Annotated in this window: 23 protein-coding genes, 1 tRNA gene and 1 pseudogene; 11 read left to right on the top strand and 14 right to left on the bottom strand. The window is 47.8% G+C overall.

Annotated elements, in window-relative coordinates; genetic code table 11:
• Positions 1–56: 56 nt before the first annotated feature.
• Positions 57–1,376, bottom strand: a complete 1,320-nt coding sequence (locus XI25_RS12505; protein WP_082112331.1) for an ABC transporter substrate-binding protein — start codon at positions 1,374–1,376, stop codon at positions 57–59.
• 190 nt (positions 1,377–1,566) lie between these two features.
• Here XI25_RS12505 and XI25_RS12500 point away from each other — a divergent pair, with 190 nt between their 5' ends.
• Entirely contained in the window at positions 1,567–3,303 is a 1,737-nt protein-coding gene (locus tag XI25_RS12500; protein WP_046678854.1) for a sensor histidine kinase, read from the top strand.
• Positions 3,300–4,814, top strand: coding sequence for a response regulator (locus tag XI25_RS12495; protein ID WP_046678853.1), 1,515 nt, complete (start codon positions 3,300–3,302; stop codon positions 4,812–4,814). Before XI25_RS12500 ends, XI25_RS12495 begins: the two co-directional genes overlap by 4 nt.
• 275 nt (positions 4,815–5,089) lie before the next feature.
• Here XI25_RS12495 and XI25_RS12490 read toward each other — a convergent pair whose 3' ends face one another.
• Positions 5,090–6,559, bottom strand: a complete 1,470-nt coding sequence (locus tag XI25_RS12490; protein ID WP_152669124.1) for an erythromycin esterase family protein — start codon at positions 6,557–6,559, stop codon at positions 5,090–5,092.
• 121 nt (positions 6,560–6,680) lie between these two features.
• On the opposite strand from XI25_RS12490, the pseudogene XI25_RS32900 reads away from it, so the two are divergent.
• From XI25_RS32900 to XI25_RS34580, 6 genes and pseudogenes are all read left to right on the top strand, one after another.
• Positions 6,681–6,794, top strand: a pseudogene (locus XI25_RS32900) (transposase); the annotation flags it as partial.
• 1,263 nt (positions 6,795–8,057) lie between these two features.
• Positions 8,058–8,612, top strand: coding sequence for a helix-turn-helix domain-containing protein (locus XI25_RS12480; protein WP_046678929.1), 555 nt, complete (start codon positions 8,058–8,060; stop codon positions 8,610–8,612).
• Positions 8,613–8,902: 290 nt separating this feature from the next.
• On the top strand, positions 8,903–9,277 hold the full coding sequence (locus XI25_RS12475) for a RidA family protein (RefSeq protein WP_046678851.1): 375 nt from the start codon (positions 8,903–8,905) through the stop codon (positions 9,275–9,277).
• Between the two features lie 62 nt (positions 9,278–9,339).
• Positions 9,340–10,692 (top strand): D-serine ammonia-lyase, encoded by a 1,353-nt coding sequence (locus XI25_RS12470; RefSeq protein ID WP_046678850.1) that lies wholly within the window; start codon positions 9,340–9,342, stop codon positions 10,690–10,692.
• Between the two features lie 32 nt (positions 10,693–10,724).
• Positions 10,725–12,062 carry a GntT/GntP/DsdX family permease gene (locus XI25_RS12465; RefSeq protein WP_046678849.1) on the top strand — a complete coding sequence of 446 codons (1,338 nt, stop codon included), beginning with the start codon at positions 10,725–10,727 and terminating at the stop codon, positions 12,060–12,062.
• A 72-nt stretch (positions 12,063–12,134) separates the two neighbouring features.
• Entirely contained in the window at positions 12,135–12,299 is a 165-nt protein-coding gene (locus XI25_RS34580) for an ATP-binding protein (RefSeq protein WP_327204774.1), read from the top strand.
• 68 nt (positions 12,300–12,367) lie between these two features.
• On the opposite strand, the gene XI25_RS12460 is transcribed toward XI25_RS34580, so the two are convergent.
• From XI25_RS12460 to XI25_RS12450, 3 genes are all read right to left on the bottom strand, one after another.
• Positions 12,368–12,970 (bottom strand): DJ-1/PfpI family protein, encoded by a 603-nt coding sequence (locus XI25_RS12460; RefSeq protein WP_046678848.1) that lies wholly within the window; start codon positions 12,968–12,970, stop codon positions 12,368–12,370.
• A 597-nt stretch (positions 12,971–13,567) separates the two neighbouring features.
• Positions 13,568–13,640: transfer RNA gene (locus tag XI25_RS12455), tRNA-Ala, on the bottom strand.
• A gap of 253 nt (positions 13,641–13,893) precedes the next feature.
• On the bottom strand, positions 13,894–14,916 hold the full coding sequence (locus XI25_RS12450) for an AraC family transcriptional regulator (protein ID WP_046678847.1): 1,023 nt from the start codon (positions 14,914–14,916) through the stop codon (positions 13,894–13,896).
• Positions 14,917–15,102: 186 nt separating this feature from the next.
• Between XI25_RS12450 and XI25_RS12445 the strand changes: the two genes are divergently transcribed.
• The gene (locus XI25_RS12445) at positions 15,103–15,693 is read left to right on the top strand and encodes an NAD(P)H-dependent oxidoreductase (protein WP_046678846.1); all 591 of its coding nucleotides are present in this window, start codon (positions 15,103–15,105) and stop codon (positions 15,691–15,693) included.
• Between the two features lie 171 nt (positions 15,694–15,864).
• A complete protein-coding gene (locus tag XI25_RS12440; RefSeq protein WP_046678845.1) occupies positions 15,865–17,226 on the top strand; it encodes a dipeptidase in 1,362 nt (453 codons plus the stop codon).
• Positions 17,227–17,471: 245 nt separating this feature from the next.
• Here XI25_RS12440 and XI25_RS12435 read toward each other — a convergent pair whose 3' ends face one another.
• The 7 genes from XI25_RS12435 to nrdR form a co-directional block, all read right to left on the bottom strand.
• Positions 17,472–18,110, bottom strand: coding sequence for a nitroreductase family protein (locus XI25_RS12435; RefSeq protein ID WP_046678844.1), 639 nt, complete (start codon positions 18,108–18,110; stop codon positions 17,472–17,474).
• Positions 18,111–18,402: 292 nt separating this feature from the next.
• Positions 18,403–19,251, bottom strand: coding sequence for a hypothetical protein (locus XI25_RS12430; protein WP_235439845.1), 849 nt, complete (start codon positions 19,249–19,251; stop codon positions 18,403–18,405).
• Complete coding sequence (locus XI25_RS12425; protein ID WP_046678843.1) at positions 19,248–19,739, bottom strand: RNA polymerase sigma factor; 492 nt, start codon at positions 19,737–19,739, stop codon at positions 19,248–19,250. The genes XI25_RS12430 and XI25_RS12425 overlap by 4 nt, the downstream gene beginning before the upstream one ends.
• A 120-nt stretch (positions 19,740–19,859) precedes the next feature.
• Positions 19,860–20,693 carry a carbohydrate ABC transporter permease gene (locus XI25_RS12420; protein WP_046678842.1) on the bottom strand — a complete coding sequence of 278 codons (834 nt, stop codon included), beginning with the start codon at positions 20,691–20,693 and terminating at the stop codon, positions 19,860–19,862.
• 23 nt (positions 20,694–20,716) lie between these two features.
• Positions 20,717–21,607, bottom strand: a complete 891-nt coding sequence (locus tag XI25_RS12415) for a carbohydrate ABC transporter permease (protein WP_046678841.1) — start codon at positions 21,605–21,607, stop codon at positions 20,717–20,719.
• 91 nt (positions 21,608–21,698) lie between these two features.
• Positions 21,699–23,096, bottom strand: coding sequence for an ABC transporter substrate-binding protein (locus tag XI25_RS12410; RefSeq protein ID WP_046678840.1), 1,398 nt, complete (start codon positions 23,094–23,096; stop codon positions 21,699–21,701).
• Between the two features lie 171 nt (positions 23,097–23,267).
• A complete protein-coding gene (nrdR, locus tag XI25_RS12405) occupies positions 23,268–23,753 on the bottom strand; it encodes a transcriptional regulator NrdR (protein WP_046678839.1) in 486 nt (161 codons plus the stop codon).
• Positions 23,754–23,889: 136 nt separating this feature from the next.
• On the opposite strand from nrdR, the gene XI25_RS12400 reads away from it, so the two are divergent.
• Positions 23,890–24,120 (top strand): alpha/beta-type small acid-soluble spore protein, encoded by a 231-nt coding sequence (locus XI25_RS12400; protein WP_046678838.1) that lies wholly within the window; start codon positions 23,890–23,892, stop codon positions 24,118–24,120.
• 73 nt (positions 24,121–24,193) lie between these two features.
• Here the strand turns inward: XI25_RS12400 and XI25_RS12395 are convergent, their stop codons facing one another.
• Complete coding sequence (locus XI25_RS12395) at positions 24,194–24,757, bottom strand: lytic transglycosylase domain-containing protein (RefSeq protein WP_046678837.1); 564 nt, start codon at positions 24,755–24,757, stop codon at positions 24,194–24,196.
• Positions 24,754–25,350 carry a dephospho-CoA kinase gene (gene coaE / locus XI25_RS12390; RefSeq protein ID WP_046678836.1) on the bottom strand — a complete coding sequence of 199 codons (597 nt, stop codon included), beginning with the start codon at positions 25,348–25,350 and terminating at the stop codon, positions 24,754–24,756. Before coaE ends, XI25_RS12395 begins: the two co-directional genes overlap by 4 nt.
• Positions 25,351–25,356: the final 6 nt, after the last annotated feature.

Below are 25,356 nucleotides of genomic sequence, written 5' to 3'. Positions count from 1 at the left end.
TGAATTAGCCCGCAGGAAGGCAAGCAACCTGCAGGCCATTTCCTTATCATTCTGCTCTATTGAGCAGTCCGCAATCTTTCGTATTCCTTTTTCATGTTTTCCGAAAATTCGCGAGGCGTAATGCCTCCTGCCAGCAAGTCCTGGCCATTTTTGCACATGACATCCCACATCCCGTTCGGCAAGTACACTCGATCAAAGTACGGGAACACTCGCAAATCTTTATACTTTTCAAAGTCGGCCGTCAAGTCGCCTGCAGCGATCGATACGCCGTCAATTCCGGGAGGAAGCGCATTCGAGGCCGAAACTAAAGCGATGTTATCCGGTTTGGCGTAGTAAGCGACGAATTTCCGGGCCGCTTCGCCGTGCGGGGAATCCTTCCAGACTCCCCATGTCGTCTTCTCCCCTCCAACCAAGGTTGGAGCATCGCCCGCCACGACGGAATGGATCGGCATCAAGCCTGCTTTCAAATCAGGGTTGAACTTCTTCGCTTCTTCAATAAGGAACGGGCCATAGATGCCAAATGCCGCCTTTCCTTCGGCAAAAGCCTTCGCGGAATCGCTATACTTGGCTGTCAGCACATCCTTGTTTAAGTACCCCTTCTCCTGCAAGGATAAGAACATTTGCGGCAGGGCGTCGAAGCGGTTCCAATCGAATGTACCGTCCAGAAGCTGCGCAGCATCATTCTTCTCCGGGCTTATAAAGACCGATGTCGCATAGAAATCGAAAAATTGCCCGATCGGCCATGAATCCGCTCCTCCGATATGAATAGGGACCACTTCACCGTTACTTTTCGTTTTGATTTCTTCCGCAGCCTTCATCAATTCGTCCCACGTCATTGGAACCTGTACGCCATACTTCTCCAGCACGGCAGCATTGTACACGGGACCTCCCTTGTCCTCGTCCATCGGCAGCACAAACACTTTCCCCTGCTCGTCGGTCACGGACGGCTTGATTGTGGCGCTCAACTTGCTAGCCCATTCCTCGTCTTTCAGATCGGCTAAATACGCACCGTAGCGAACCTTGGCCCAGCCGTGCGTAGCGAACACATCCGGCAGCTCGTTGGACGCCATTTTCATCTTCATAATGTTCTCGTACTCGGCACCCGGCGCGCTGAAATCCACTTTAATTTCCGGATTCTCCTGCATGAATTTGTTTGCAATATCCTGCAGCACTTTTGCGGGTTCACCAACAACGTTGGTCATGACGGTTAGATTGACCTTGGCATTTCCATCATTCCCCGTTGTTTGACCCGAATCGCTATTGGATGTCTTTCCTCCCGCCGCTTCGCCCCCCGTACTCGATGTACCGCAAGCTGCGAGCAGAAATGCAGCGATAACCAGAACCGTAAGCATTTTGAACCCATTCATCTGTCTCATCCGTATCCCCCTTGCTATAAAGTTGTATGTTATTCCATCATTTCAGTCCTAACGATATCATTAATGATTACGCTTTCATATGCTGCAAACCTACGATTGCACCGCTCATTTCTACACTATCGATTTTCGTATTGACTTACCTGCCGGGTGTACCTATCCTTTATACATGAATGAAGGAGGTTGATCCGTTATGGTCACGATCAAGTCGCTGCGCTCCAAGCTCACGCTGGTGTATGCTCTGACCATTGTCACTCCATTTGCCGTCTTGGCTTTTGCGCTCCCCTTCTACGCCCAGCACGTGCTCACCAAAGATACGGAGAAGCTAACCGAAGGAACGCTCCATGCCGTAGCCGGTAATATTGAAACCTATTTGGATGATTTGGAGCGGCTGACGGCCTCTCCCTATTTGAACGATAATGTCATTCAGTCGCTTAAAATCATTGCCGACAATGCATACGATTCTGCAAGCGCATACACGAAACTGCAGACGGATCGCGCTCTGAAAGGAACGCTGCCCAACTATTTAATTAACACTCGCAAAGATATTCTCAGTACGCTCATGATTACGATGAACGGAAAGCCTTTTTTAACGACTAAAAACGATAGCATCGACCTCATGCCGGACTTTCCATTCCAGGAAGAATCATGGTATCGACAAGCGGTTAAGAAAAACGGGAAAGTCGCGTTCATCAGTTCCCATCCGCAAACTTACTTGACCAACCCCTCAGACATCCAAGTGTTTTCCGTATCCCGTTTAATCAAAAATCCGGATTCCGGACAACCGCTCGCCGTCATATCGGCCGATGCGGATACGAATGTACTCGAGAAAATCACCAAAGATATTCAATTTAACGTCAGTTCAGTCGTCGCGATCGTAGATGAAATGAAAAATGTGATCTATGCGAACAAGCCGCTGACCGATGAAATGATCAAGCAGCTTCGAGCGGGAGGAAACCCCAGCGCACAAGAAACCGGATACGTTACCGTTTCTCAAACCATCAAACCGGCAGATTGGGAAATTACCGTGTTTTTATCCAATGAGGAGATACAACAGAAAGTACGCTGGATCTACATCACGGCGGTTTTGATATCGATTGGAGGACTCATCGTCACTTTCTTCGTTTTTCTTTACTCTTCGCAATGGATCGTCAAGCCGATCGCTCAAATGAAGGCCGTCATGACCAAAGTACGCAATGGGAATATGCAAGCACGCTATGAAGGGGAGGGATCGGACGAACTTTCCTATCTCGGACAGTCACTAAACAAGATGGTCATGCAGTTGGACGATTTAATAAACCGGGAATATAAAGCGGTGCTGGCACAGCGAAACGCAGAATATCGAGCCTTGCAATCGCAAATTCAGCCCCATTTTCTGTACAACGTGCTGTCCGGCTTTATCGGATTGAACCGCATTGGAGACAAGAAGAAGCTGGAGACCGCGATTATTTCGCTTAGCGGCATGCTTCGTTACATCCTGGAGGAGAATCAATGGACGACGATCGAACAGGAATTCAATTTTTTAACAAAATATGCTCTGCTGCAGCAGCTTCGCTTCCAGGATAGGCTGACGATCCAGATTCATCATGACAAGGAGACTGCCGAGTTCCGAATTCCGAAATTGCTGATTCAACCCCTATTGGAGAACGCGATTATCCACGGAGTCGAACCCGATGATCAAGAGCATGCCATTCACGTATCCGCATGGATAGCAAGCGAGGACGGCAATGCGCAGATATGCATCGAAGTACGTGACGACGGCGTCGGCTTCGATCCGAACGCGTCACATTCCCAATCGCATGTCGGCCTCGCCAACGTAAGGGCAAGATTGCAGCAAGTCTTCCCGAAAGCAACATTAACCGTGAACAGCGAGCTCGGAATCGGCACATGCGTGGCAATCAAAATCCCTAAGGAGGAGAATGCATCATGAATATTTTAGTTGCAGACGATGAAAGCTTGATCAGAGCCAGCCTGAGAAGCATGCTGGACGAACTGGACATGCCTGTCCACGTCATTGGAGAAGCCCGTAACGGTGAAGAAGCGATTCGTTTCGTAACCGAGCGGCAACCCGATCTTGTATTCGTTGATATTCGGATGCCGAAGATGAACGGCTTGGAAGTAATGGCTCATGGCAGAGCAGCGTCCCCTCATACCAAATGGATTATTTTAAGCGGCTATTCGGAGTTCCAATATGCGCAAGAGGCGATACGCCTTGGGGCGTGCAACTATTTGCTAAAGCCGATCAGTCTGGAAGAAGTCCACGACAGCTTGACCCACGCACAAAAGCTGCATGAAACGCACATCATGGAACGCAACCGTCAGATAGAGCATGCGATTGTTTCGAGTATTCAGGGCAGAAGTGGGGTCAGCCAAGGCGATCATTTGCTTGAAACACTGCATTGCAAAGCAAGCGTGTTCTATTTCGATGATTTCCTATGCGATCATGAAGAACATGAACGACAACAACGATTCATCGAAGCCTTGCGGAGCCTTATCCATAACCAATCTCTTACTAACAGCCTTTATTCCTTGGCATTGTCGCTTCCGGGCGGCCAACCTGCGATATTGTGGTCATGGCCGGCTTTGCACCGTTATCAAGCGCTAGAGCTGCAGCAGAAGATGGAGAGAACCGTGAAGCATTTGCTCCAGGATCAGCTTGCCGCCTCCTATGCAATTACGACGATACAATTAGAGGAGTGTTCGAATATGCAAGCGATGGCGGGGCAGGTCGAAGAACTGCAGCGCGTCTCTTCCCTTCGCGTTCTGCTCCCGATTGGAGGAAACTATCCGCTAAGCGAGCTAAACGAAATGACAGAACGAGCCGAGTGTCTTCCTATAAGCATTCATGTAGACAATCTACGCCGACTGTTCCGCCAAGAAGACTATCTTGGATACCTGAAAGCTGTCGATTCTTTGGAGAAAGTATGGAGCGGCGCACTCTCGGCAGATCAATGCCTATGGCGCCGTATTCATGAATATATTTCACGTGCACTCGGCTTCACGTTAGAGCCGGGGACGTGCGGGGATCAGGCAAGCTGGTTTGCTCTTTTAAAAAATCATGGCGATCGCATGTTATCTCAGGCTTCGCGACACGACTATTCGTCCAAAAATATCGTGCAGCAAGTGATCGCTTATGTGGAGCAGCAGTATATGCACGACATCGGAATCAAGCAAATCGCGGATATGTTCCATGTGACGCCCAACTATTTAAGCTCTTTGTTCCATAAAAAGCACGGCAGTACCTTTCTTAAATACGTAACCGAAACGAGAATGCTGAAAGCGAAGGAACTCCTGCTAAAGGAGCCCCATCTCAAAGTGCAGGAGGTTGCCGAAGCCGTTGGTTATTACAGCCCGCGCCATTTCACGAAGCTGTTCACAGATTATTTCGGATGCTATCCGTCAGAGTTCCGTGAAAGGAATAAGTTGGATGCATTTTTGTAGATGATAATCTATGGGGATGAGGCGAGGATCGTAAAAACTAAGCCCATATTGTTTTTTTGTATAAATGGAAGTCGCCACAACGCCATTTGTACAGAATAAACCAATATGGGCTATCGTAACGACTCGAAAATTTAGGCGCGCGCTCTAGATATTCGCTGTCTATAGCCACCGGATAACTTACGGCTTCTGGGTTGTTTAAACGCTGCTGAACAATTAATAGCTCAATCGAAAACAACACCGTTGAGCCGCATACAATCGGACGGCATATCCGCTGCCTATTTTTTATGCGGCAAATAGGTCGGCATCTTCACTTGTTTGATCAGCAGAACGCCGTCGAAATGCCGTCTCAGCTCTAACGGCATCGGCATCATTACCTGATAAGAGGCTATCGTCCGTTCGAACATCCACGAATTTCCCCGCTCATTTTCCCGATAGCGTAAATCCATGAAGGTATGCGGCTGTCCTGCACCCGCCAAAATATCTTCCATGGACCCCGGGATCATCGGATTCAGCTGAAGCGGTTCCCTCGTATTCTCGGCTGCTTGTCCTTCGCCCGTAAATAGGCCCATGACATAGCTTTCCCGCTGCAGTTCCTTAGGCATGAGCTCTCCCATGCTCTTCGGCATGTTGGAAATCAGGGACTGTGCTTTGCTTATATGGCCGTTGTGTCCCCATACGATAATTCTCTCATCGGGATAAATTTCCGTCGCCAGCCATGCAAGGTTGCCGGCCATCGCCCGATCGCGCCATTCCATCATGGACAGATTGCCGCTATAATCCCCTTGTTCCGATGATAGATTGGATTGGATGCACAGCTCATTGAACTCCTGAATGACCCGGATACGATCCTCCAGCGATCGCTTCATCAACTTGACGATATGCGGCTCATCGGGATAGTCCCGCTTCAGTGCTTTTTCATTTTTCGTCACGGCCTGCAATAACTCTTTGTACACCTTAACCAGCTCAGGCTTGGCCTTGCGGTATCCGCTGAGATCCTTGCTCATTCTCCACTTGTGAACCTCTTGCTCAGCCTTCAGCGCCCTGGCCTTCAGCGCTTTGCTTGGAATCCAATTCGCGTCCTGAAATAGCGGGGATTGCACCTGAATATCGAAGCCCGCCAGGCGTAATGGGGATTCGCTTTCCTGCGTTTCCTTCATATACTCGAATAGCGGCTTCGTCTCTTCCGTCCACCATACGCCGAATATGGAGCGTTTCATGGTCTCCTGGGCCGCGGTCTTTTTCATCCGCCCCTGCGCAAGCGCAGCATCGCCCAATCCGCTCTCAAAAGCAACAATGTTATACCCTAGCGTTTGGTGCAAATATTGAATGAGGCGCGTTTTGACCAGATTGAATTCGGCTACTCCATGCGAATTTTCTCCCAAATATACGATTCGCTTGTCGGCAAGCAAGGGAATTAGCATATCGAGGTCGCTAAATTTATCCTGCGTTATATCTCCCCCGTTCGAAGACCATGCTTCCGGTTGAATCGTATTCAAGGCATACGCATGATCCGCGGCCCAACGCTTCCAATCGGATAAAGCGGCCTGATACGATCTTGCTGTTCTGCCTTGCTGTTCATGTACTGTGGTCCCGTTAACGGATTGGGATGAAGTTCCCGCCGCTGCTTCCCCATACGCCGTCCTTGCCTGAATATCGGTAGATGCCAGCGTGGCAGTAACCATGGTCAAAGTGAGCAGCAAGCAGGAGAATCGGCGTCGACCAGAGGTATTCATATTCCATTTCATAGAATCCAACTCCTTACCAAAAATCGGTTGCGTTTTCTCCTATTATACATGACCCGCTCCTTGTCTTTTTGATCCATTTTGCTCTACTCATTAGAACACAAATAAATATTTGAATGACGGAATTGTTCGCATTTTCCCAAACCGGGACTCCGTGATTCGCCTCATCGGTGCCCTGCTAATGGAACAGGATGAGAAATGGGCTGTAGGCAAGAAATATCCCGACATGTCACCATGATATCGCTTCCAACACAATATTTTAAGATGATTAGGATGCTGCCTGCTATAATATATATGTCCCGATTCATTGATTTTTAAAGAATATGAGATACACCAAATATTTTACTCTATCTGGCTGATTGAATGTTTCATTTTTATATAAAATAGGGTTAATTTTATCTAAATTTTTAAATAAACACTCCCCCATTGGGACAAAAGCTTCCAACATGTGCGTCTCTTGTGCAGCTCGATATCACAGACATGCTCATTGATATGGAACAAAGCCTCGGCGCATCGGTCATTTTTTCCCGCACGCATGCATCCCTTCGATAACGATACGCTCTACGCGATGCTCCGAATCAAACCCGTAAAACAGGGATCGCCCCCTGGCCTCATCGCTGCCAGTGGAGTGATAGGGTTTCTGCACATCAAGGAAAAAGACATATAACAGTCCTTAACTGTAATGGGCTGTTAAAGAGTGCCTATTATGTAATTCTAGATATAGGCAGGGTTCTTGGCACTCTGAGTGTTAGTACGAATGCGGTTGGAAGGAGTTTACGATGTCCTGTCGAAATACAAACTTAACGTATTTGATTGATAGGAGAGTGCTTGTTTAACTTCACTTCGAAATTTGATTTTACTACTCGTTGTTGTTCTCGGTCTTTTTATTAGTACAATTCTTGGAGGGCTGATTACTGTATTTGTAACCTTTCGAGTAAACACTTACAATACACAGCAAAAGGCAGCTTTAGAGAAAAAGAAAGACACTTACATTCCAATTGAAGAAGAACTGAAAACAATAAATCATTATACCATCGCCGAAGATATTCATTTTGAAAAACTTCGCCATGGCTCTTTTGCTATGGAGACAAGGGGTTCGTTAAGTATGAAAATCCAGAGTAAGGAATTTTCCATTATGAATTCCCTCAACTATATGAAATTTTGGAACATGAACTTCGCAAGCGTGATACTATTGATAATATGGTTGAACATCTCTATGAAAATATAGGATTTTACATACATTATCGCGAGTTACGACGTGCCGGGCCACACATGAAAGAAAAAAGCATTACCGGAAATGTACGTATCTGCTATCTTTTATCGAACCTTCATTAATTTACTAATATAGGGGTCGAATAACTCATATTCTGAGTCACTGGACTTTCTATAATTTTATATTTAAAATATCTAAGATTTATGATATCTTTATATTTATAGGCTATTAAGCTCAGGAACGGCATATTAATTAATTTTGAAGTATTTTTATGAGGTATGATGAATGATGGATAATCTAGAATTAGGTCAAACAATCGCAAAATTACGCAAAAACAAGAATTATACGATTAAACAGTTATCAGAAATAACGAATGTAACTTCATCCATGTTAAGCCAAATTGAAAGGGGACTTTCCAGTCCGTCACTGAATACTTTGCGCGTGATTGCCGATGCGTTGGATGTTCCTTTATTTAGTTTGTTTACTGAATTTGTGCCAACCAAAGATTTAATTACCAGAGCAAATTCCAGAAAAAAAATCATATTCCCATCATCGAACAATTGGGAATATTCATTATTGTCTCCGGATTTAAGCGGCTCCATTGAGATGGTTTTAATGAAATTACCGCCTGAATCCCAGTCTGCCGAAAAACCTATGAGGCACATTGGCGAAGAAGTCGCGTATGTCATGGCGGGTGAGGTAGTATTATTTATTGGGGACGATGTAGAGACTTTATATCAAGGGGATAGTGTAAAAATACCACCTGGAATGGAACATAAGTGGGAAAATAAATCGGATCAAGAAGCAAGCGTTATTTTTGCTATTACTCCTCCGACATTTTAGAAAACAAATTTCTAATCACAAACCGTTTCTGTATTTGCAAGTGTATTTCACACTAGTAAATACGGAGGCGGTTTTTTTTACAAAAAATCGATAAATATTACGCTTGAATTCATAAAAGTATAGTGCTAATATTTATCTGTACTTAATTTATTAAATCTGATTTAATTTTTTTAGACTTCCAATGCAAATATCATGAACCATGGAGGTGCCCATAAATTAATATACTGCAATTAGAACTGCAATTAGATATTAATGGGAATGTTACCTCAAAACAAGGAGATGAAAATTTTATGAAAAAAACTATCATGACTAATAACGCTCCCGCTGCAATTGGACCTTATTCGCAAGCGATTGTAAGCGCTTCACGTCTGTATGCATCTGGGCAACTTGGAATTCATCCGCAGACAGGTGAAATGAATGATGACTTTGCAATACAAGCAAAACAGGTGATGGAGAACATCTCCGCAATTTTGAACGAAGCAGGATACGGATTCGAAGACATTGTAAAAACGACTATTTTTGTGACCGATCTTTCCAACTTTACTTGTCTGAATGAAATCTATGGCTCTTATTTCAAGTCTAGCAAACCCGCACGTTCCTGCTTCCAGGTTGCAGGTCTTCCTATGGGAGCCAAAGTAGAAATCGAATTTATCGCAGAAAAATAAATCTAAAATCACCAAATCACCTTTTGGATTTAAAATATATCTATTTTATCACGGAGGTAGCCATGACTAACTTAATTGCTGGAAAAACGATCGAAGAATGGAAAAATGAACTACCGGGACTGCAGAAAATCATTGATACTGAAGAAGTTTTCTGGGTAAACCCGCAGCTTGAGAGCTGCAACAACCGAATGATTAACACGGAAATAGGGATCGCTGATATCGAAGATGCGGAACAACGGCTGCTTCGCTTCGCTCCCTATTTAGCAACAGTATTCCCGGAGACGAAGGAAAAAAACGGAATCATCGAGTCTGAATTAGTCAACATCCCTAAAATGCATCAGCAGTTATCAGAAATGTTTAATCAGGAAATAGCGGGAAACTTATATCTTAAATGTGACAGTCACCTGCCCATCTCCGGTTCTGTAAAGGCTCGTGGAGGAATTTACGAAATATTAAAAGTGGCCGAAGAGATCGCTTTTAAACACGGCATGCTGTCACTAACCGATGACTACTCCATTCTGGCAGATGAAAAATTCCGGACGCTATTTTCGAATTATTCGATCGTGGTCGGATCAACCGGTAATCTAGGTCTTAGTATTGGTATTATGAGTGCCCAATTAGGTTTCAAAGTTGTTGTGCATATGTCTACTGACGCTAAAGAATGGAAAAAAGATTTATTACGGCAAAAAGGCGCAATCGTCGTTGAACACAATAGCGACTATGGGAAAGCAGTAGAAGCAGGTAGACAAGAGTCTCAGAAAGATCCCAATAGCCACTTCGTTGATGATGAAAATTCTACAACGTTATTCCTTGGTTATGCCGTAGCAGCTAAACGGCTTCAAAAGCAACTCAATGACATGAAGATTCCAGTCGATCAGGATCATCCGCTTTTCGTCTATCTACCTTGCGGTGTAGGCGGCGCTCCTGGCGGAATTACTTTCGGATTGCGGACAGTATTTGGAGACAATGTTCATTGCTTCTATGCAGAGCCAACCCATTCACCGGCAATGTTGCTAGGTTTAATGACATGTAAGCATAGCGAGGTATCCGCTCAGGAATTTGGCATTGATAATATTACTGATGCAGACGGGCTTGCGGTAGGGAGACCATCAGGCTTTGTGGGCAAAGCACTAGAGAAAGATATTAGTGGTGTCTTCACTGTTCAAGACGACTGTCTCTATCGAATCCTTAGAGAGCTAGCCGATTCAGAAGGAATATTCCTAGAACCATCGGCAGTTGCAGGATTTATCGGCCCCGTTCAACTGTACGTTTCTTCCATGGGACAAGATTATTTGAACAATAATCACCTGGAACAGAAGATGCAAAATGCCACTCACATTCTTTGGGCTACTGGTGGGGGCATGGTTCCGAAAGATGTTATGGATGATTTCTACCTTAAAGGTGCAGTGAGCTAAATTACTCTATAGTTTAGGGAGAGGTTAAGACAATGGACACTGCAACAATGATGATGTTAGTATTGGTCGCATCTATAGCAATTCTCATCTTTCTCATTCTTAAAGTTAAAATACATCCTTTTCTATCCTTAATATTAGTGTGTATATTTGTGGGAGTTGCTACAGGTATGCCTCTTCCTAAGATTGCTACTTCCATTGAAAACGGAATGGCTGGAACGTTAGGTTTTCTGGCCACTGTTATCGGTTTTGGTACGATTTTAGGCAAAATGTTGGAAGTATCCGGCGGCGCGGAGCGCCTTGCACGAACATTACTAGAAACAATGGGGGAAAAAAGAGCTCCCTGGGCGATGACAATTGTCGGCTTAATTGCCGGAATCCCTGTATTTTTTGAAGTAGGATTTGTTTTACTTTTTCCTTTGGTTTTCATCGTCGCCAAACAAGCTAAGATGTCGTTACTCCGTGTAGGAATTCCTTTGGCAGTATCGCTAATGGTCGTTCACTCGATGGTGCCTCCACATCCGGCAGCGTTTGCAATTACTACAAGTTTGGGGGCTGATGTAGGTAAGGTCATTCTGTATGCTCTTCTTGTAGGAACTCCTACGGCCATTTTAGCTGGTCCAATTTGGGCCAAGTTTATCAGTAAGAAGTGCAAGACTGGGGTATTAAAAGAATCAGAGCCGAGTGCTGCAACACCATCTGAGAATCTTCCAGGCTTCGGCATTACCCTATTTACGATCCTATTGCCTCTAATCATTATGGTAGGAAAAACGGTTAGTGCATTGTTTCTTGCAAAAGATTCTGCGTTATTGCCTATTGTTAATTTCTTAGGCAATCCAATTATCGCACTTCTCATTTCGGTATTTGTTGCTTATTATACGTTAGGTCTTTCTCGTGGTTTAAAAATGAAAAACCTGTTAACGCTTACAGAACAATGTTTTGGACCGATTGCCGGCATCTTGCTGATTATTGGTGGAGGTGGAGCATTTAATCAGATATTAGTTGACAGTGGGTTAGGTAATGAATTGTCCAAGGTTTTGATGTCACTAAATATGAACATCATTATTCTCGCTTGGCTAATAGCTTGGCTCATGCACCTTGCTATCGGTTCCGCCACGGTGGCCATGATTAGTACTGCAGGCATGGTGGCACCTATGCTGGCTGCTTATCCTGGTGTGAGTCCGGAAATTATCGTTCTCGCCATTGGTTCCGGAGCGATTGGCTGGTGCCATGTCAACGATTCGAGTTTTTGGTTTGTAAAAGAATATTTAGGATTATCGTTACCGGATATGTTTAAGAGCTTCACTGCGGCCTGCCTTATTGCATCATTTGTTTCTCTGGGTGGTATACTAATTTTATCTCTAGTAATTTAATAAAATACTATTATAACACCATCCTCGCCATTCGTCATGGAGAGATACAGAAGTAAAAAGGTACTTAATTACATGCTTCCAACGACATTACCGAGCACTACGACCGAACAAAAATCTGAAGGAACAGGCTTAGGGATGGCGATTGTGAAAAATTTAATTGAAGCGCATGAAGGCGTGGTCACAGCAGAGAGTGAACTGCAGCAAGGTACAAAATTCACAATAACTTTACCCATTTGAAGTCGTTGACAATTGGTATTTTAAAAAATGTTTTCATCAGCCTTCACATAATCCGATTTGGATTAGCTTTAATCGAAAGTAATATCATACTCCATGTCTTTGGCGGTTCCTTGCGCCACTTCTTGGCCAAGAAGTCTGTGCACAACATGAAACGCCATATGAATGCCGGCAGAAATACCAGCGGAGCTGATAATGCTGCCGGCATCTACAAACTTAATGTTCTCTTGGACCGCAACAGATGGATAGGTCTCTCTCATTCGATTGATACTCGCCCAGTGGGTAGTTGCCGACTTTCCGTCTAGAAGCGCGGCTTCTGCTAGCAAAAAGGATCCCGTACAAACCGATGTCATCAATTCTACCTGCTCCATGCGCTCCTGAATCCACTTAATGACGTTTAAATTATGCACTTCCCTACGGGTTCCCATCCCCCCTGGGATAACCAGAATATCGTAATCCGGCGCTGTCTGAAAGCTGTGATCCGTCATGACCTTTAAACCATTGCGAGCTGTGATCATACCACCATGTTCAGATACGGTAGTTACATCAAACGGCGCAAATTCATCCGGAGCGAACCGGTTGATGACCGTCACCGCAAACACCTCAAATGGCCCGGCAAAATCCAGAACTTCTACATCGTCAAAAAGAAATATTCCTACAGTACGGATTTTCATTTTTTTCACTCCTTCTTAATTAGAACTTTCATTTGCAGACATTAGGACAACAATGATTATTTATGGGCATGCCCTTCAATCAGCAGATCAGCTTGCTGCAAATACATTTAATTCCACCTTGTTGCCAAAGCCAGAGAATTGTCTCAAATACTATCATTTTTACTTCAATTACAATCATACATGAATACAGCCTTATGGACCAAATATGATGAAAATTTCGTCCCCAACTCGAAATTTGTGTTGAATCGCAAAACACATCTATAAAAAAAATCCCTTGGTTACAAGGGATTTTTCTGTGGAGCATAAGGGGATATCCAATTCCTGATCTAACTTTTCGATGAGGCAACTTCGAAGCAGCAGATCGCTATGGTGAAATTGAGTCGCGTTCTCCCTCTGCTTCGCTCCGGTCCGTCGGTCTGAACCTTTGGGGTTCTCTCCTAACCCTTGGACATAAAAAAACGTCTATCGACGTACTTTATCAGAAGACAGACCGCATATAGCGGAAGTTTTTCTTGCGAGATAAGGATGGCAAATCTCTGTAGTTTATACTTTCTTATCTATAAAAAAAGACCACAGTAATGTGGTCTTTTTATTCTATGGAGCCTAGGGGGATCGAACCCCTGACCTCATCGCTGCCAGCGATGCGCTCTCCCAGCTGAGCTAAGGCCCCGTGATAGGTAGGTTGCTTTTAAAGAGTACTTTAATAATATAGCACAGCCTTTTTAATCTTGCAACAATAAAATAAACTGAAATTTTATACAATTATTTTCACCGCACCACCTCCCATCAACCGAAATCCAATCAGGAAAGAAGGGTAAAACAGCCCCTCCCGGCTCTACCGGGAAGGGCTGCCTACGGTTGGTTCCCTAAGCTAAACATCCCTTACAGGAAACAGGATAATCGGCAGAGACCTCTCACCCTTTTCACACCCGGCTCCCCTCTTCCCTTAATTGCTCCCGATACTGCCCCGGCGTGAGCCCGGTCCATTTCTTGAACGCGTTCTGGAACGCGCTTGGCTCCGAATAATGGAGCGCATACGCGATTTCGCCGACCGAATAATCCTCTTTTCTTAAAAAGTCCGTCGCCAACTCTTTGCGAACCCGAATGGACAGATGTTGGTATGTGGTATCCTCATCCTTCAATTTATGCTGGATCGTTCTCGTGCTCACGCCAAAATGATCCGCCGTTTGCTGCAGCGTCGGCATAAAGGAAGGCAAACACTTTTTCATCCACAACACGATTTGCTCCGAAAACATGGGATTCCTTGCCATCATGTCCCTGGTTTCCTGCGCCATGTTCTCAAAAACCCCGAGCAACCTGGCGTCCGAATATAGCACCGGGTAGCTCAGCACCTCCTTGCTCATGACCAGCAGATGCTGTTCTCCGCCAAAATGCGGCGCGCTTTCGAACACCCGCAAGTAAGGAAGGTTGTCAGGCGGGGCTTCATGCTCGAAAAACACCTCTTTTAACGGGATTCGCCGGTTGCTCAGCTTCCCGATGATCTGAACCAAAGAGCTCGCCATGTCTTCCGCGCAATGCCTGGACATCCGGCCTGGACCCTGAAGGGATAGCCGGATCCGTACATCCTCTCCCCGGACGTCCCACGCCAGAATAAAGCCGCTGCACAGAATAACGTTATACCGTTGGTACGCGGCCAGCGCATCGGCGATGGTGCCCGAATGCATCATGACATACCCAAGGATGCCCAGGTCCGCGATCTCCGTCATCTGTCCCTGATGTAATCCGAAATAATCGTCCTCCGTGTAACGGGCTGCCGCTTTCATGAGCCGCTCCAGTTCCTCCACGGTTATTCGGTTCTCCGCATCCTCCAGCAAGCGCTCGTCAAACGCGGTTTCCTTGCAAAACGATGCTGTATCATACCCCTTCCTGACGATGGTTTTCAGGATCGGGAATACCATGGAAACGGCAACTCCTTGATCGTTCAAGCCTTGCTCCTCCTTTGCGCGAAATCGCAGTCCGATTTGCGCCGATGATCATTCATTCATCGATTAAATCCGTCTATGCTGATTGTAGTCCAGAGGACTTCAGCTTTACCACACCAATATACCATATCGCAGCAGCACGGAGGATCCATGCTTGATATTCGGTTGTTTAAAGGGAGGAACCCAAACATGAAATCCAAGAAATCCAACATTCTCATCATCAACGGACATCCAGACCCCGAAAGTCTCTGCTCGGCCTTGTCCGCAGCTTATATGGAAGGCGCCATGCAGCATCCTGTCCAAATTCAAAGACTGGATCTAGGGAAAATGCAATTCGAACCCAACCTGAAGTTCGGTTACCGCCGGCGCACGGAACTGGAGAGCGATCTGATCGAAGCCCAGGAACTTATACGCCGGGCCGATCATCTGGTCTTCGTCTATCCGACATGGTGGGGCGCGATGCCCGCGATCCTGAAGGGATTTATCGACCGCATCTTTCTGCCCGGCTTCGCTTACAAATACCGGGACAATTCTTCGATGTGGGATAAGCTTTTAACCGGAAAATCCGCCCATCTGATCGTCACGGCGGACACTCCTTCCTGGTACAACCGATTGGTTTACAAACGTGCGGGGTACGGGGTGATGAAACGGAACATTTTGCAGTTCTGCGGCATTACGCCTGTTCGGGTAACCGAATTCAGTCCCATAAACAAGTCATCCGCTGAGCAGCGGACCAAATGGCTGGACAAAGCGAAGCGGCTCGGCTCAAAATTGGCTTAAATCGGGATGAACCTTGCATTAGGCCCTCCATCCATCTCTTGCACGGCTAACCTGCAGCCTGCGAAGTGCAGGAGTCGTCAGCTCTTTATTTCGTATTTTCGGAAAAAGGAGTAAAATAGTAAAGTATGGCATGGGATATGCCAATGTAAGCCAAAGGAGGATCCACCCAATATGAGCGTTGATTATAAAGCGTATTTTGCTGAACACCGCGAAACCCATTTGAACGAATTGAAGGAATGGTTGTCGATTCCAAGCATCTCCGCCCTGTCCGAGCACAAGGGCGATGTCGCCAAAGCGGCGGAATGGCTGGCCGGCAAGCTGAAGGAAGCAGGCCTGGAGCATGTGGAAATTCACCAGACCGAAGGTCACCCCATCATTACCGCGGATTATCTGCATGCCGAAGGCAAACCGACCGTGCTGATCTACGGCCATTACGACGTGCAGCCGGTAGATCCGCTTCATCTGTGGGAAACCCCGCCGTTCGAGCCGGACATCCGGAACGGCAAGCTGTATGCGCGCGGCGCCACCGACGATAAGGGACAGCTGTTCCTCCATGTCAAAGCCGTCGAAGCTATGCTAAAGCAGGAAAAAGATTTGCCGGTCAACATCAAGTTCTGCATCGAAGGCGAAGAAGAGGTCTCCAGCCCGAACCTGCCGATCTACCTGGAAAATAACACGGACAAGCTGGCTGCGGACGCGATCCTGATCTCCGACACTTCCCTGCTCGCCCCCGGCAAGCCTGCCATTTCCACGGGACTGCGCGGACTCTGTTCGCTGGAACTCACCTTGGAAACGGCCAATACCGACCTGCACTCCGGTTCTTTCGGCGGCGGCGTTCCGAACGCGCTGCATGCGATGGTCTCCTTGCTCGCCTCGCTTCATGACGAGAAAGGCCGCGTTAGCGTGAAAGGCTTCTATGACGGCGTGCAGGAACTTTCTCCCGAAATGCGCGAGGAATTTGCCAAGCAGCAATTCGACGAAGAGCGGTTGAAAAAGGACCTGAACCTTGACGCCCTGTTCGGCGAGGAAGGCTACAGCTTCGTGGAGCGCGTCGGCGCACGGCCTACGCTGGAACTGAACGGCGTTTACGGCGGGTTCCAGGGCGAAGGCAGCAAGACCGTCATTCCGAAAGAGGCCCATGCCAAAATCACCTGCCGTCTGGTCGCGGACCAGGACCCGCAGGCCGTACTCGACGCCATCGAGGCTCATCTTCACGCCCATACGCCGGTCGGGGCCAAGCTTACGTTCTCGCCGAAGGAAAAAGCCTTCGCGTTCAACATCGACCCGTCCCATCCGATGCTGCAAAAAGCCGCGGATGCGTTCGAGCATGTATACGGTACGCGCGCGCTGTTCACGAAAGACGGCGGTTCCATACCGATCGTCGAGAAGCTGTCCAGTACGCTGAATGCGCCTGCCGTCATGATGGGCTTCGGCTTGCCCGACGAAAACCTGCATGCGCCGAACGAGCATTTCAACCTGGAGAACTTCGACAAAGGACTGCTCACGATCGTGGAGTATTTGAAACTGATCTAAGCGGCTTGTTCCAGATAGCAAAGACTCTGGCCATCTGCCAAATGGACAGTTGCGATTTGCGTTTCACGGCAACAAACATAAGCCCGCCCCGGCAACAACGGGGCGGGCTTAGCTGCGTTCACCTTACTTCATCGTGCAGTATGCAACCCTGAATCTTTGGCCTGATCTTTCATCATGTCCGCGTCGTCCCGCACCTTTCGCGGAGTTGACAGTTAATATCGATACAGACCAGTCTTTTTGGAATTTTATTCGCCGTAATAAGTCACGAACTCTCCATTCGGTTTGCGATAGCCGCGGGGTCTTTGCTTGCCGGTGTCCTCTTTTCCAAGCGTGATCAGCATGACCGGCACATACCGTTCATCGATTTGAAGGGCTACCCGGACCGCTTCGGGATCGAAACCGATCATCGGGCAGGTATCCCAGCCCCGCTCCTTGGCGATCAGCATGAACTGCATCGCGGACAGGCTTGCGTTACGGATCGCTTCATCCCGCTTGAAGCCGTCTCCCCTGGATTCGTACATGTCATGTACTTCCCGAACGGTCTTATCGAATTCAAACTGATCGATAATGCCGAGGCTCAGCAAACCTTCATTGATAGGCCCGATGTCATGATAAGCTTCCAGATCCCCCAAAACCACGATCACCGCCGAGCTGGTCAGAACTTTATACTGCCTATATGCCGCCTCGTATACCTTCTCTTTTAGTCCGGAATCCGTCACGACCGCATAATGGGCATGCTGCAAATTAAAGGCGGAAGGCGCGTACTTGACCAGATTGAACATCTCCTCCAGCTCCTGCCGGCCGATCTTCACGTCCGGAATGAATTTCATGGCGGATCTTCTTGATTTTAAAAGCTCGGTGAATGAGTTCGCTGTTCCGTTCATGTTAAGACTCTCCTTAAGTAAACTGTAATTTTATACATTTTATCACAGTCACTATAAAAAAGTAAGGAAATTATCGGTCATAATTGTTTAATTATGGGCTGAATTTCGACATGATTGTGAATAAAAAAATAATCCCTTGCAGCGCAAGGGATTCTAAGGGGATGTTACATACGCTCCCATAAGGCAGAGAACGCTTCGGGTTCCAGTTGAAGAAACACGGGGGCGAAACCGTATATGACGTAGTTTCCTTCTTTAAAAAGTCGGAGTTCCACCTCGGTCCCGTCTTCCAGCGTCAGATGCAAAAATTTCTGATTGCTGCCTTCGGACTGATAGATTCCCGCTTCATACAGTCCCCCTCCTCCACGGGCTTGGCTTCATATAAAGCATTTATAAACTGCTCCAACACCGAATCCGGCCCCAAGGAATGAAACTTGTCCCCTCCCATATTCCAAGCGTCAAAATCCTGCCACTTCGCGGAAACGACCCGGCCTTTCAAATTCAGCTTGCCGACCAGATCCTCCCCCTTGGCAACCGTAATCCCGTTCAAATGTTCATATACTTCGGCGTAAATCTGCCCGTCCAGCTCCAGATAAGACATGATGCGAAACTCCTTGTCGTACCCTTTTACCGAATACACGTCCATTTCCCCGATGGTTGATGCGAGCTCCTTATAATCGGACGCTTCGCTCCATTCGTCAATGCCGGCCGTGGAGCGGCCCAGTTTTTCTCCAAGCAGCTGCTTTGCGGTTTCAGGCGTGATTTTCGTGCCCGTCTGCGTATAGATCTTCCCCTGGTATACGATTAATCCGATCATGTCCGCTTGAGCGCCGGATGTCTCGGGAAGCTTCATTTCGGGTATGGTGACGGCATTCGGGTCTTCCTTAACCGCAGGTGCAGGGCCGTCAGCCTGCGGCCGTACCGCGGATGTCACGACCGGCCTGTTCGTTTCGTTCCAAGTAAGGGATAGAACGACCCCGAGGCCCATGACGGCCGTTAGGCCTGCCGCGATAAACGCCGGGCGGTTTCTTTTTACGCGGATCGGTTCTTGCTTGTGTTCCCGAACATGCTTTGCAAGCCGCTGCTCCAGTCCCTCATCCGGCTCCATCCGATCCAGTAGCGTTTTATATTCCTTCGGGTTCATGATTCAACCTCGCTTTCCAAATCCATTTTTAACAGCTGCCTGCCGCGCGCAAGGCGCATCTTGACGGCCGATTCGCTGATTTGCAGAATGCCGGCGATCTGCCGGACCGAATAATCTTCATAATAAAACAGGTGGATGACCGCCTTATATTTGAACGGCAGTTTTATGACATGATCCATGAGGGAACGGTCGGAAGACTGTTCGAAGTATTCATCCATATCCTCCATCCGGATGACCCGCCTGCGCCATAGGCTGCCCTGCATGTTTTTGCATTGGTTCGTGACGACGCGGATCAGCCAGGCTTTTTGGTGTTCCCGGTCGGTAAATGGGGGCGATTTATACATCAGCTTGATGAATGTTTCCTGAAGGGCTTCCTCCACGTCCTGTTTGTTGCCCAAATGAACCATTGCGATTTTGAAAAGCATGCTTCCGTATAATTGATAGACTTCCGTAATATCTCCGCCCGGCCGGAGCGAATCACTCAACATGTGGCGTGACCTCCTTTTACCCTTAACACAATTATGGACGGCGTTTGGTCACATTTGGTTGAAAAAAAACAAAAAAAACACGCCGGAACCGGCGTGCTCTTCCAAAACATTAAAGAGTAACTACCCCTTCGTTCCGCCCTGCAAACCAAATCCTTTGGACATAAACTGCTGGGACAGAATGTACATCACAATGGCCGGAATCGCGTAAAGCACGGAAAATGCGGCCAGACTGCCGTAATCCACCATGCCGTACTGCCCGAAAAATTGATACAGTTTCAAGGAGGCCGGGAAATTCTCCGGCGACTGGAGCAGAATGTACGGGACGAAGAAATTGCCCCAGCTTCCCGAAAACGTGAATATGGCAACCGTGCAAATCCCGGGAACCATTAAAGGCGCCACCACCTTTCGAATTCCCGTGAAGACCGAGGCTCCGTCGACCCAGGCGGCCTCTTCCAGATCATTCGGCACGGAGTCCATGAAATTTTTCATCATCCATATTCCATAAGGCATGGACGAAGCCACATAGAACAGGATGACGCCGAAAATGTTGTCGTACAGCTTTAAGCCGAGAAACAATTGATATACCGGGACCATGACCGCCGTAATCGGCAGCGATGTCATAAACAGGATGGTGAGCATGAACGGCTTCTTGTATTTCATCTGGTAGCGCGATAACGGATAGGCTGCCAGCAAAGCCAACAATACCACCAGAACGGCTTGGCCGAGCGACATGAACAGGCCGATCATAAACGCCCGTTGGTTCTCGGGGCTGGTTATGACTTCGGCGTAATTGGCCCCCGTGATTCGGGAAGGAAGCTTCAGCGATTGCATCGCATTGGCGTCAACCGAAGCGACCAGAACCCACAGGAGCGGAAGAACGAAACAGATGCCGATGAATGTAAGTATCGCATACGGCAGCACCCGATAAACCACTTTGCGTTGTTTCGCATTCATATCCTTTTCCCCTCAACCCTCATTTACTCTTTCATGGACCGGATATAAAGCAGGCTCAAAACGATGCCGATGAGCAGCAGCAGCAAAGATATCGCAGTTCCATAGCCAAGCTGGTAATTTACGAAAGCCTGATTGTACATAAAAATAGGCAGCGTTGTCGTTAAGGTACCCGGTCCCCCGCCGGTCATGGCATAAATCAGGCCGAATACGCCGAGCGTCTGCAAGGTAACCAGCATCATGTTCGTCGTAATGGAACCTTTGATGTAAGGCACGATAATTCTCGTGAAGATCTTCCATTTGGAGGCTCCATCCACCACCGCGGCCTCTTCGATCTCAGTCGGTACGTCATCCAGCGCGGCCTGGAATACCAGCATGGAAAAAGCCGTGCCATGCCAAATGTTGGCCAGAATAATCGTAAGCATGGGAACGGTAAACAACCAGGTTACCTCGGAAAAACCGAAAAAAGCGATGATTGCGTTAAGCGTCCCCTCATCCCCGAAAAAGCTGTACAGGCAAAGGGCGCATACAATTTCAGGAGTGACCCAGCCTGCCAATACGATCGTGCCGATGACCCGCCTGAACATCTTGTTTTTGTGCTTCATCAAGAGGGCGATCAGAAATCCCAGCACCTGCTGACCGACCACCGCCGATCCGATCAAGAATATTAAGGTGTTCCATATGCTAACCCTAACCGTCGGGTCTTCAAACATGCGGACATAGTTGTCAAAGCCGATAAACTTCAGTTCCTTGGCGGCCTCTCCCGTTAAAGCAAGATTCGTGAAGGAATAATAAAAAGTCAACAGGATCGGATATATGAAAAACACCAGCATGATTGCAACGGAAGGAAGCAAAAAATAGAGCCACGTGGTTGTTTTTCTTCTCTTGTAACTTTGGTATACGGCCAAACTGCTCATCCTTCTCTCCTCCTCGCCTGCAGAAGAACCAAAAAGCGCTTGCTCAAGCATGCATCCCAAGAAGGAGGGCGGCTCGAGCAAGCTTTCCGTTTTATTTTTCCGCTACATGATCCGCGCCGACGATTCTTGTCACGTCCTGGGCATACTTATTCATGGCATCGGCGGGAGAAGTGCCCGTAGCCACGGATTCCACCATGGTTTGGATTTGGGTGGATACTTCCGGGTATTTTTCCTGCGCAGGCCTGAATTCGGCATTTTGCAAATATTCCGTCGCCGTTTCGTTAAACGGCATCTTGGTGTATTCGGGATCCTTGGCCACGTCCGTACGGACCGTGATATTGCCTGAAGCCGTAATCAGCTTTTGGGAATTTTCTTTATTCAGCGCATATTTAATGAAATTCCAAGCCTCTTCCTTGTGTTTGGCATGGCTTGGAATCGAAAGCGCCCAGCCTCCCGCCAGCGTGATCGACCCCGGTTCCTGCCCTTGGCTTGTCGGCATGGGGGCAAAACCAAGCACGTCTTTATACTCAGGCCAAGGTGCCGCCCCGCCTTCAAAATAATTGCCCGTAATCCAGGATCCGTCCAGGGAAATGGCGAGTTTCCCTTTCGGCAAATATTCGCGCGTCGCGGTATTTCCGGCCTGGCCGTTCAAAACTTTGGATAACGGCGGTCCCAGCTTTTCCTTGTTGACCGTTTCGATGAAAGTCAGGGCATCCAGAATCCCCTGGCTTTTAACGATCCATTTCCCGCCTTCGTTATCATACAGCCGCTCCCCTGTGCCGTAGAGCAGCATTTCATAAGTCTGCATGGAAGTCGCTTCCCCGGTAGCCTTGCCCATGTTCATCCAGATCGGCACGATATCGGGCTGTTTATTCTTGATGGTTCTCGCCGCATTCAGCACGTCTTCCCAGGTTTTCGGCTGCCAATCCTCCGGAAGGCCCGCCTGCTTGAAAATTTCCTTGTTGTACCATAGTCCCCGGGAGTCGGTGTTGTACGGAACGCCGTAAACTTTGCCGTCGCTTGCGGTAACGCCCTTTTTCATCGCCTCGATGAAGGATCCGTTGCTCCAATCCTCCCAGTCCTTTAATTTGTCGTCGAGAGGCTCAAGGTAACCTGCGCTGGCATCCGAATTCAAAATAAACGTATCCTCCGTCACGATATCCGGTGCCGTATCTTTCGATTTCAACGCCAAAGCGACCTTGGCAAAATAGTCTCCTTCCGATGCCTGAATCGGTGCCGGTTTGATTTCTACATTTTTGTCGGGGTAACTTGCCGAGAGCTCCTTGATCCATTTATAAAGAGTCCCGTTCTCTCCGATCCCGTCATCTCTAAAGGTTACGGTGATGGTCGTCTTTGGCGACTGCTGCTCCTCTCCCTTCCCGGGATTTCCGGTATCAACCGGTTTCGATTTGCCGCTGCAGCCGAATAATAAAGTAACGCACAGAACCGTCGTAACAATCAGAACATATTTTCTTTTGCCCGGCCTCACTTTTTTCCCTCCTTTATGCTGAGCCTTCTGCCTTAAACAGCCTGAATCATGGAATGAATGCGTTTACCGGCAAACCTTATTTATGCATATTATTCAGCCGGCCGGGATATTCAGAACTTTTAAAAGACGCGAAAAAGCCCTCAATTCCTTGAGGGCTTCCTTCAAAATCTGTTATGCGCGTTCATTGCCCGTATCCGACAGCGGATCTTTGGACAACAGGCTTTTCAGTTCCTTCATGAACATGTTGATGTCTTTAAACTGACGGTACACCGAGGCGAATCGAACGTAGGCCACCTCGTCGACTGGATAGAGCTGCTCCATGAGAAGCTCGCCGATCTCCCGGCTTTCCACCTCGGCTGCAGCCGTATTGCGAAGAGATTTCTCTACCTCGGAGACGATCATGTCCAGCTGGTCCACGGATACCGGCCGTTTCTCGCAGGCCCGGATCAAGCCGCGCAGCACCTTCTCCCGGCTGAATTCCTCCCGGCTCCCGTCTTTCTTGATGACCATGAGCGGAGTCTCCTCCACCATCTCGAATGTCGTAAAGCGGCGACTGCACTGCTCGCATTCGCGGCGGCGGCGGATAGACTTGTTTTCGTTGGCAGGACGGGAATCGAGCACCTTCGTTCCGGCGTAACCGCAGTATGGGCATTTCATAAACAAACATCACTTCCTTTATTTTGGATTCGCCGATCAGGCTCAACTAATTTCCAGAAAATGTACGATAAAATAGGTTATGAAGATTGCGGTTCCGAGACATAATACTTTTACCAACTCAAGGAGGTGAACAGATATGGGACAAGGCGGTAACAGAAACAGCAACAACCTCGTAGTACCTCGTGCTACAGGTGCGCTTGAGCAAATGAAATTCGAGGTTGCTCAAGAACTGGGCATCAGCATTCCACAAGACGGATACCAAGGTAACATGACTTCCTACGAGAACGGTTCGATCGGGGGATACATTACCAAGCGTCTGGTAACCCTGGCCGAGCAGCAATTGGCTGGTCAATTTTCCGGTCAATAATTAATTCTTCATCCAAAGAGTGTTAGACAGGCTTGCCACAAGCCTGTCCGGCGCTCTTTTTTGCTAATTCCGACTAGAAATGATCGTACACATCGGTATATTGATTATAATAATAAATGACTCTTTGTACATAGTGCCGGGTTTCGCCGACTGGGATATTTTTTACGTTTTCGTAGGTTCCGTCCCACAGTCCTTTTTTAATCCAGCTTCTTACGTTGCCGGGACCGGCATTATAAGCGGCAATGGCCGCAATCGGGTTCCCGTCCATTTCCTCGTGAAGCTTTTTGATATACCAGGTACCCAGCTGGATATTGGCGTCCGCTTCATGTTTTACGCTGTCCAGCGTCACCGACGGGAGCTTGGCCATTTCCATGGCCCAGTTTGCCGTATCCGGCATCAGCTGCATGATCCCGAGCGCGCCTCTCTTGGACTCTTTGCCGGGCTTATAATTCGTTTCCACGCGAATGATGGAGGCGACGAGAAAAGGGTCAACCTCGTAATGAACCGCATGCTTTCTTATCTGATCTTTATAATAAATCGGGTACAACCACGTCATCCAGTTGCTGTTCAGAAAGAGAACCGCGATAAAAGACACCAGCAGAAGCAGCAGAACTCGTTTTTTTCTTAGCCATCTCATGGGCGTGTTATCCTGGGCCACAGCTCGTCCAATTGACGTTCGGTTTCCGCCATGCTGCCGCTGTTATCAATCACGTAATCCGCCATTCTCTTCTTCTGCTCGATATCCATCTGGCTGTCAAGCCGGGCCTTGGCCTGCTCTTCCGTCAATCGATCGCGTTCCATCAGCCGCTGAAGCTGCGTTTTCCTCGGCACGTATACGACCATCACCTTGTGAAAAAGGGATTGAAGCTCCGATTCGTACAGCAGCGGAATATCAACCACGACGAGTTGTTCCGGATTGGACTTCTCGTAAGCTTCCATCTGTCTTCGAATTTCCCGGCGTATGGCAGGATGGGTAATCCCGTTTAGCGCAAGCCGTTCCTTCGGATCGTTAAACACGATCTCACCCAGCTTTTTTCTGTCCAACTGCCCGTCCGTCTGAAGGATATCTTGTCCAAAATGCGCGGCCACCTCTGCCAAAACCGGATGACCCGGGAGCATCACCTCCCGGGCGATCACATCGGCATCCACGAGAAGGGCTCCCTTCCGGACCAGCATGGAGGACACGGTGCTTTTTCCTGTTGCAATTCCCCCGGTTAAACCGATATTCATGACTTC

The organism is Paenibacillus sp. DMB20, assembly GCF_000987955.1.
In the GTDB taxonomy this organism is placed as follows: domain Bacteria; phylum Bacillota; class Bacilli; order Paenibacillales; family Paenibacillaceae; genus Paenibacillus_AQ.
This window is presented reverse-complemented; position numbering and strand designations above follow the sequence as displayed.

What these genes read in the sequence shown, in the direction of transcription:
- XI25_RS12495 (WP_046678853.1), top strand. Translation starts at nt 3,300, where the DNA reads ATGAATATTTTAGTTGCAGACGATGAAAGCTTGATCAGAGCCAGCCTG.
- coaE (WP_046678836.1), bottom strand. Translation starts at nt 25,350, where the DNA reads ATGAATATCGGTTTAACCGGGGGAATTGCAACAGGAAAAAGCACCGTG.
- XI25_RS12400 (WP_046678838.1), top strand. Translation starts at nt 23,890, where the DNA reads ATGGGACAAGGCGGTAACAGAAACAGCAACAACCTCGTAGTACCTCGT.
- XI25_RS12490 (WP_152669124.1), bottom strand. Translation starts at nt 6,559, where the DNA reads ATGAAATGGAATATGAATACCTCTGGTCGACGCCGATTCTCCTGCTTG.
- XI25_RS12440 (WP_046678845.1), top strand. Translation starts at nt 15,865, where the DNA reads ATGAGCGTTGATTATAAAGCGTATTTTGCTGAACACCGCGAAACCCAT.
- XI25_RS12480 (WP_046678929.1), top strand. Translation starts at nt 8,058, where the DNA reads ATGGATAATCTAGAATTAGGTCAAACAATCGCAAAATTACGCAAAAAC.
- XI25_RS12420 (WP_046678842.1), bottom strand. Translation starts at nt 20,693, where the DNA reads ATGAATGCGAAACAACGCAAAGTGGTTTATCGGGTGCTGCCGTATGCG.
- XI25_RS12425 (WP_046678843.1), bottom strand. Translation starts at nt 19,739, where the DNA reads ATGTTGAGTGATTCGCTCCGGCCGGGCGGAGATATTACGGAAGTCTAT.
- XI25_RS12470 (WP_046678850.1), top strand. Translation starts at nt 9,340, where the DNA reads ATGACTAACTTAATTGCTGGAAAAACGATCGAAGAATGGAAAAATGAA.
- XI25_RS12395 (WP_046678837.1), bottom strand. Translation starts at nt 24,757, where the DNA reads ATGAGATGGCTAAGAAAAAAACGAGTTCTGCTGCTTCTGCTGGTGTCT.
- nrdR (WP_046678839.1), bottom strand. Translation starts at nt 23,753, where the DNA reads ATGAAATGCCCATACTGCGGTTACGCCGGAACGAAGGTGCTCGATTCC.
- XI25_RS12465 (WP_046678849.1), top strand. Translation starts at nt 10,725, where the DNA reads ATGGACACTGCAACAATGATGATGTTAGTATTGGTCGCATCTATAGCA.
- XI25_RS34580 (WP_327204774.1), top strand. Translation starts at nt 12,135, where the DNA reads ATGCTTCCAACGACATTACCGAGCACTACGACCGAACAAAAATCTGAA.
- XI25_RS12460 (WP_046678848.1), bottom strand. Translation starts at nt 12,970, where the DNA reads ATGAAAATCCGTACTGTAGGAATATTTCTTTTTGACGATGTAGAAGTT.
- XI25_RS12500 (WP_046678854.1), top strand. Translation starts at nt 1,567, where the DNA reads ATGGTCACGATCAAGTCGCTGCGCTCCAAGCTCACGCTGGTGTATGCT.
- XI25_RS12445 (WP_046678846.1), top strand. Translation starts at nt 15,103, where the DNA reads ATGAAATCCAAGAAATCCAACATTCTCATCATCAACGGACATCCAGAC.
- XI25_RS12475 (WP_046678851.1), top strand. Translation starts at nt 8,903, where the DNA reads ATGAAAAAAACTATCATGACTAATAACGCTCCCGCTGCAATTGGACCT.
- XI25_RS12415 (WP_046678841.1), bottom strand. Translation starts at nt 21,607, where the DNA reads ATGAGCAGTTTGGCCGTATACCAAAGTTACAAGAGAAGAAAAACAACC.
- XI25_RS12435 (WP_046678844.1), bottom strand. Translation starts at nt 18,110, where the DNA reads ATGAACGGAACAGCGAACTCATTCACCGAGCTTTTAAAATCAAGAAGA.
- XI25_RS12430 (WP_235439845.1), bottom strand. Translation starts at nt 19,251, where the DNA reads ATGAACCCGAAGGAATATAAAACGCTACTGGATCGGATGGAGCCGGAT.
- XI25_RS12505 (WP_082112331.1), bottom strand. Translation starts at nt 1,376, where the DNA reads ATGAGACAGATGAATGGGTTCAAAATGCTTACGGTTCTGGTTATCGCT.